The 7,006-nt window shown below is 35.1% G+C and carries 5 protein-coding genes and 1 pseudogene; 5 read left to right on the plus strand and 1 reads right to left on the minus strand.

Features of this window, described 5'->3' with window-relative positions; all coding sequences use genetic code 11:
* From PHC28_RS13430 to PHC28_RS13450, 5 genes are all read left to right on the plus strand, one after another.
* The coding region (locus tag PHC28_RS13430; protein WP_300101515.1) for a hypothetical protein at window positions 1-785 on the plus strand (785 nt) is incomplete at its 5' end.
* A 25-nt stretch (window positions 786-810) separates the two neighbouring features.
* Window positions 811-1,923 carry a glycosyltransferase gene (locus tag PHC28_RS13435; RefSeq protein ID WP_300101518.1) on the plus strand — a complete coding sequence of 371 codons (1,113 nt, stop codon included), beginning with the start codon at window positions 811-813 and terminating at the stop codon, window positions 1,921-1,923.
* A 234-nt stretch (window positions 1,924-2,157) separates the two neighbouring features.
* Window positions 2,158-3,225 (plus strand): glycosyltransferase, encoded by a 1,068-nt coding sequence (locus tag PHC28_RS13440; protein WP_300101521.1) that lies wholly within the window; start codon window positions 2,158-2,160, stop codon window positions 3,223-3,225.
* Window positions 3,226-3,231: 6 nt separating this feature from the next.
* Window positions 3,232-4,581: an O-antigen ligase family protein gene (locus PHC28_RS13445; protein WP_300101524.1), complete on the plus strand. Its 1,350-nt coding sequence runs from the start codon at window positions 3,232-3,234 to the stop codon at window positions 4,579-4,581.
* A 183-nt stretch (window positions 4,582-4,764) separates the two neighbouring features.
* Window positions 4,765-6,159, plus strand: coding sequence for an exopolysaccharide biosynthesis polyprenyl glycosylphosphotransferase (locus PHC28_RS13450; RefSeq protein ID WP_300101527.1), 1,395 nt, complete (start codon window positions 4,765-4,767; stop codon window positions 6,157-6,159).
* 202 nt (window positions 6,160-6,361) lie between these two features.
* Here the strand turns inward: PHC28_RS13450 and PHC28_RS13455 are convergent.
* Window positions 6,362-7,006, minus strand: a pseudogene (locus PHC28_RS13455) (hypothetical protein); the annotation flags it as partial.

Raw genomic sequence — 7,006 nt, forward strand, 5'->3', positions numbered from 1 at the left:
ATTTTTTAATTCTTGCCTTTTCTTTAGTGTTAATGACAGGAACAAGACCTAACCTATTGCCTTTTTTGGTTTTGTTTTCCTTTTATTTTCTTGTTCTAAAATTAGAATGGAAAAATAAGATGATTTTTATTTCATCCTTGTCTTTGATGATGTTTTCATTAACATTGATTGAGAATAAAATCAATAACACTGATGGGGCTTTCAAAAAAGATATATTTAGAAAACACCTGCTTTGGTCTAGATTCGAATTACGTGATGAGCCCTTCAACTGGTTGCCCCAGCATGGTCAAGATGAATTTGCTTCGTCAGATTATCTCCATAATTTAGCAAAGAGGAGAGAGTTAGATTCTATCTGCGAGGTCAATAAGTTGGATAAAACAGAATATTACATCCATTGGGTAACCAATGATATTATTCATAATCCTGGACTGACGGTGCGTCAGTATATATTAAAATTTTTTCAATCCCAGAGTTTTATTATTTCACCTTTAATGAAATCCAATAAAAGTAATTTCATAAAATGGGGAATCCACATTTATATCAACAGCATTAATTATGTTTTGGTTTTCTTTTCAATAGCTGCCATAATTAGGTTAGTGCGAAAAAAAGAATATCGACTTATAGTTCCATTAATAGTACTATGGGGATGGAGTCTGCTCTATGTTTTCATCTTTCATTCTGAGCAGCGCTATCTATTTCCAGTACGACCAGTATTGATTTTTTTATTTGCATATTATGTTAATTATTTTTTTGATAGGAAGCCAGTGCAAAATGAAGTTTCTTAATAAATTAAAGTTTTAAAAAAGCAGTATGACTTTTCTAATAGTTACCCACGTCCCTCATATTCAGCAACAAAATCACTATTTTGCCTATGCTCCCTATGTGCGTGAAATGAATGTCTGGATAAAACAGGTAGACAAAGTAATCATTGTAGCTCCAATTACAAAGGCGTTCAAGTCGGATATTGATAGTCCATACGAACACAAAAACATTGAATTGATACCTATCAAAAGGTTTGATATGTTGAGTCTGAAAGCATCACTTTACTCCCTATTTAAAATTCCCAGAATAAGCATAAGTCTTTATAAAGCTATGCGAAAAGCCAATCATATTCATTTGCGTTGCCCTGGAAATATTGGTCTGCTAGGATGTTGTGTCCAAATACTTTTCCCCAACAAAATCAAAACTGCCAAATATGCAGGTAATTGGGATCCAAAATCGAAACAACCTTGGAGCTACAAATTGCAAAAGTGGATTTTAGAAAATACTTTTTTGACACGAAATATGCAGGTCTTGGTCTATGGTGAATGGGCGGGGAGTACTAAAAACATCCAACCTTTTTTTACTGCAACTTATACGGAAGCTGATAAATTGCTGGTTTTTAAAAAAGACCAAAAGGAGCGGATTGATTTCGTGTTTGTGGGAACCTTAGTCAAGGGTAAAAATCCTTTGTACGCAGTCCAATTGGCAGAAGCTTTACATAAGAAAGGATTCGACTTGACCTTAACTTTGTATGGAGAAGGAACCGAAAGAGAATTACTTGAACATTATATTTCGCTCCATAATCTAGAAAAAATAGTAGCGTTAAAAGGAAATCAAACGCAGGAAATTATAAAAAAGGCCTATCAAAAAAGCCATTTTGTTATCTTGCCATCAGAAAGTGAAGGTTGGCCAAAAGTTATTGCAGAGGGAATGTTTTGGGGCTGCGTTCCCTTAGCAACCCCCGTTTCTTGTGTGCCCTTTATGCTTGATCACAGCAGCCGAGGACTTCTGCTGACAATGAACAAGGAAAAAGATCTTCTACAAATCGAAAATCTTTTAGCAAATAAAATAGAGTATGCTGTAAAAAGCAAGAAATCAATCGATTGGTCAAGACAGTACACAATGGATGTTTTTGAACAAGAAGTAAAGAAGTTACTTTGATAGTCAGATTTTTACTTCAAGTGTTTTAATAAAATTGTGGTTAGCTATTATAAAAAATGTATCGAGACGTTTTGTTCAGAAAATGATTTTCGATACTTTGTAAAGGTTTCCCGTCGTAAACCATTACTCGAACTGACGTGGGACAGAATGTATAGGATTTATTAAAAGGTATCGAAAAGTTTAAAAAAAAGGAAAACGAACTACTAAAATTATTAAAATATAATATTAATCTAAATGCGCATCATACAAATCATAGATTCCCTCGAGGCTGGTGGTGCCGAACGAATGGCAGTGAACTACGCTAATGCCCTAGCTGAACGAATCGATTTTTCGGGCTTGGTAGTGACCCGAAAGCAAGGGGATCTAAGGAATCAACTAGAAGATAATGTGTCCTTTTTATTCCTTGGCAAGAAAAGTAGCTTGGATATAAATGCAGTATTCAAGTTAAGAAAATTTGTCTTGCAAAACAGGGTCGAAGTAGTACATGCACACAGCACGTCTATCTTTTTCGCTATCCTTTTGAAAATCATTTCCCCAAGGATTAGAATCATCTGGCATGACCATTATGGTGACAGTGAGTTTCTTCAAAAAAGACCTCACTGGGGATTAAAAATAGCCAGTTTATTCTTAAAAGGAATTATTGCCGTAAACCAGAATCTTAAAGTTTGGTCCCAAAAGCAATTGCATTTTGAAAATGTGATTTATTTACCTAATTTCCCTTCCAAAGAAAACGAAGTTGAAGAGAATACTAGCTTAAAAGGAATGGTTGGGAAACGGATATTAAGTTTGGCCAATTTGAGGCTGCAGAAAAATCATTTTTTGTTGCTAGAAGTTGCCAAGATGTTACAAGTATCCCACCCCGATTGGACGTTTCATTTGGTGGGAAAAGATTTCGGGGATGCGTATTCTTTTCAGATAAAAAATTTAATTTTGGAGTTGAATCTCCAAAACACTGTTTTTGTGTATGGATCAAAAAAGGATGTAGCTAACATTATGAAACAGGCTACTTTAGCGATTTTAACTTCTCAATCCGAAGGATTGCCTGTTGCACTTTTAGAATATGGCTGGCACAGCAAACCAGTTGTGGTGACCCGAGTAGGTGAAATAACGTTGTTGGTACAAGAGGGAGTTAATGGTTTTATTGTTGATAGCAATAAACCTGATTTATTTTATAAAGCCGTGATTCAATTGATTGAAAGGGAAGAGCTGCGAGCTTTTTATGGTGAGGCACTCTACAAAACCGTCAAGGAGTATTATTCAGAAGAAGCGGTTTTGAACAATTATTTAAATTGGCTAAAATAAAGCGAAATGAAAAAAGAAGACATCTTATATTTTAATTTAATACTCTTACACGCGGGTATTGGTTTTTTGGTGTATCTATTTCCCTTTATTGCTAAGATATACGGCTATGCCATTTTCATAGTGGGAGCTTATTATATTATAAAAAAACAAAACAAAAACCATGAAGCACTCATTGTGGCAGCCTATGTGGTGGGTAGCGAAGTTTTCTTGAGGATGACTCATGGTAATCCCCTGTATGAAATTTCGAAATATGGGGTAATGGTATTTATTTTCATAGGGATGTATTTCAGCGGTTTTTCTAAAGGTGCTGTGCCCTATTGGATATTCCTTATTCTATTAGTACCGAGCGTTATCCTATCAACTTTCGTCCTTGATTTTGAAACCAACATCAAGAATGCCATCGCCTTCAATATTTCAGGTCCAGTCTGCTTGGGAATAGCTTCCTTATATACTTTCCGGCGTAAGATTTCCTTAGGTCAAGTCAATACCATTCTTCTAAGTATGGGTTTGCCAATTGTGACTTGTATGGTTTACTTGACCTTTTATACCCCCAACATTCGGGATGTGATTACCAGTACCCAATCTAGTTTTGAAACTTCGGGTGGCTTTGGTCCTAATCAGGTGGCTACCTTCTTAGGCTTGGGGATGTTTATCTTTTTCTCCAGAGTGATATTGGAATCGAGGACCAAATTTATGTTAGGTCTCAATCTAATTGTAGCCATTAATATGAGTTATCGAGGAATGGTTACTTTTTCGCGTGGGGGTATGATTACAGGCTTTTTGATGATTATTTTATTATTGGTTTTCCTCTACTTCAAAACCAATTATACGGGCAGGGTTAAATTAAATTATATCATCGTATTCGTAAGTCTGGCGATGATGGCGACCTGGACTTACACCTCTTTTCAAACAGGAGGCCTTATTGACAAGCGCTATGCTAATCAGGACGCTGCAGGAAGAGCAAAGGAAAGTAAATTTACAGGGAGGGAAGATGTGGCAAATAATGAAATAAACACCTTCTTGAAGAACCCTATATTTGGTGTGGGAGTAGGTAAAGGGGTTGAGGTGCGCCTTGCAGAAACTGGAAATGGTACATTATCCCATGATGAAATCACCCGTATGCTTGCCGAGCACGGTTCTTTGGGGATTATTGGCTTGTTAATTTTGTTTTTTACCCCCTTGTTTTTATACCTTGAAAACAAGTTCAATATGTTTTTGCTCTGTTTTGTCGCTTTCTGGTTTTTTACCATCAACCATGCCGCTATGCGTACCGCCGCCCCTGCATTCGTCTATTCCTTGTCGCTACTCAATGTCTATTTAGGAGATCCTCCTACCAAAAGAGTGAGACAGAGCTAAAAGCCATCCAATGGTAGTTTTCAATTTCGGTTATTTAATTACCCTAGTACTCAAAACCCAGTACCTCAGCACACCAACACCCAATGCCCAACACCCTAAAAGTTGGTTCTTTATCGATTTTAATTGATTTCGTCAAATGCTTTGATTAGATTTGCTTTATAAAACAGAACCTTCCTTTTTATAGTGAACAATAAAAACAAAATACATTTTGAAGTTTCGGAACGAAAAGTACTGTTAAGAGTTTTTGACATTGCTTTTGTTTTGGGTGCTTTATACCTTGTAGGTAGTAACCTGAGTTTAGACTATCTCAAGATTTCCTCAATCCATTTTTATTACGCATTGGTTCTAGCGTTATATCTCAATAGTATTGGGACTGTGTTCGAAATGTATAATCTTCAAGTAGCAAGTGACCAATATCAGATAATAAAGAGTAGCATCCTTACCGTATCATCAACTGTTTTATTTTATTTGTTAACACCCATTTTCTCAGCCGAGTTACCCTCTAATAGATTTCAGATTTTAACCTTCTATTTCACCATACTTTTTGCACTACTTTTATGGAGAATATTCTATGTTAAATTTTTGGCTTCAAGTAGATTTGTGCAAAATGTGATTTTGGTTTGTGACCGGGAGCAGTTGGAAGAACTAATTCAGGGACTCGAAAACTCAGACCCTCATTATCGCATTATCGCCTATGTTAACTCAGATCATCTGACCGATGAACAGTTTGACTATCATTTTGTCGAAAATATTGCCGTTGACGACTTAGTTTCTTTTGTCAGCGAACATATAATTTTCGAAATTGTCATTGCCACCCAAAAAACCGAAGAGATTACCGTTGAACTCTATCAGCAATTACTCTATTTGTTAGAGTCAGGTACTACCATTCGCGAATATACTCAAGTCTATGAAAACAAGAGTCAGCGTATCCCCGTACAATATATCACCCGAGATTTTTATAAGTTTTTCCCCTTTAGCAGAAGCAACAACAATCAATTCTATTTGATGTTTATCAAATTAGCAGAGATATTGATTTCGATTTTAGGCTTGCTTATTGGAGTTGCATTGATTCCATTGATTTTTATAGCTAATGCCATTGGAAATCGAGGAAAACTTTTTTATACTCAAGAGCGTGTTGGCAAGAATGGTAAGATTTTCCAAATCTTCAAGTTCAGGACAATGGTCGAAAATGCCGAGAAAGGTACGGCAGTGTTTTCAGGTTCAAAGGATAACAGAATTACTCCTTTTGGAAAATTCTTACGCAAGACGAGAATAGATGAGTTCCCTCAGTTTATCAATATTTTAAAGGGAGATATGGCAGTCATTGGTCCAAGACCTGAAAGACCCTTCTTCGTTAAGGAAATTGCAGAAATAATGCCTTTTTATGAAACCCGACATATTATCAAACCAGGTCTTACTGGTTGGGCTCAAGTTAATTATTCTTATGGTGAATCGATAGAAGATAGTTTGGTCAAACTACAATATGATTTATATTATATCAAACACCGAAGCCTTTTTTTGGACTTAAACATTGCCATCAAAACCATTAGTACAGTCTTGTTTTACAGAGGACAATAGTCGTTGTTAAAATCGCTTTACTATTTATTCACCTCTGAACTTAAATTACTATAGCTTTTTTTAATAAAATGTATCGAGAAACTTAACATTGTATACTTTTCAATACAATTGTTAATAGTAAAGCTGTAGAAGTACATTCGAATAGTACTCTAAGAGGTACTTTCTTTAAATTCCAGTAAAATCAAAAACAAGTTTATCCTTTTTATATGATAACGGGGATTCTTTTGCTATTTCTAATAGCTATTTTTACCAATAAAACTAAACTCGTCAGTAGTAAAGGCAATACAATCAAAAGATGTATTTTATTGAACATTATAATCAGGTAAACAAGAATAGAAAGCGCATTCAATACACATAAGTTAATAATCCACTTTTTATTTTTGATCAGCATAAAATAGAACAACAATAGAAGACTAGGATTAAACAACAATACATTATAATTATAGGCCAATTCCTGATGTAAGGAATACCATCCGATGAACAAAAAGAACAATCCCAGTAATCCCATTATCGAAAAATAGAACATAGCTATTCCTTTCTTGTTTATCAAAACAATGAAAATAAGAACTAGTGCATAAGTATAAAAATTGTCCCATCGAGAACTTGGAACTTCTTTTTTAATGTCCAGTAAGGTTTGGCTTTTTCCACAAAGTAAATGGTTTTCGAATTGAATTAGTTGTAAACTTTTATGCAACTCCAATGGCAGAAAAATCTTGGTTCCTAACTCATCGACTTTTTTACCAAAAATAATACTAGTACCTAGTTTTTCATAAAAAGAAGTATCAAAATAAGGATACAGAATGGTTCTATACGTTTTATCAGTATCGGTTTTTTTAACAATCACTTC

The sequence above is a fragment of the Flavobacterium sp. genome, from assembly GCF_028712645.1.
Taxonomy (GTDB): domain Bacteria; phylum Bacteroidota; class Bacteroidia; order Flavobacteriales; family Flavobacteriaceae; genus Flavobacterium.

Bases quoted from the DNA above. Each gene is read 5' to 3' on its own strand.
- PHC28_RS13435 (WP_300101518.1), top strand. From the start codon at position 811: ATGACTTTTCTAATAGTTACCCACGTCCCTCATATTCAGCAACAAAAT.
- PHC28_RS13440 (WP_300101521.1), top strand. From the start codon at position 2,158: ATGCGCATCATACAAATCATAGATTCCCTCGAGGCTGGTGGTGCCGAA.
- PHC28_RS13445 (WP_300101524.1), top strand. From the start codon at position 3,232: ATGAAAAAAGAAGACATCTTATATTTTAATTTAATACTCTTACACGCG.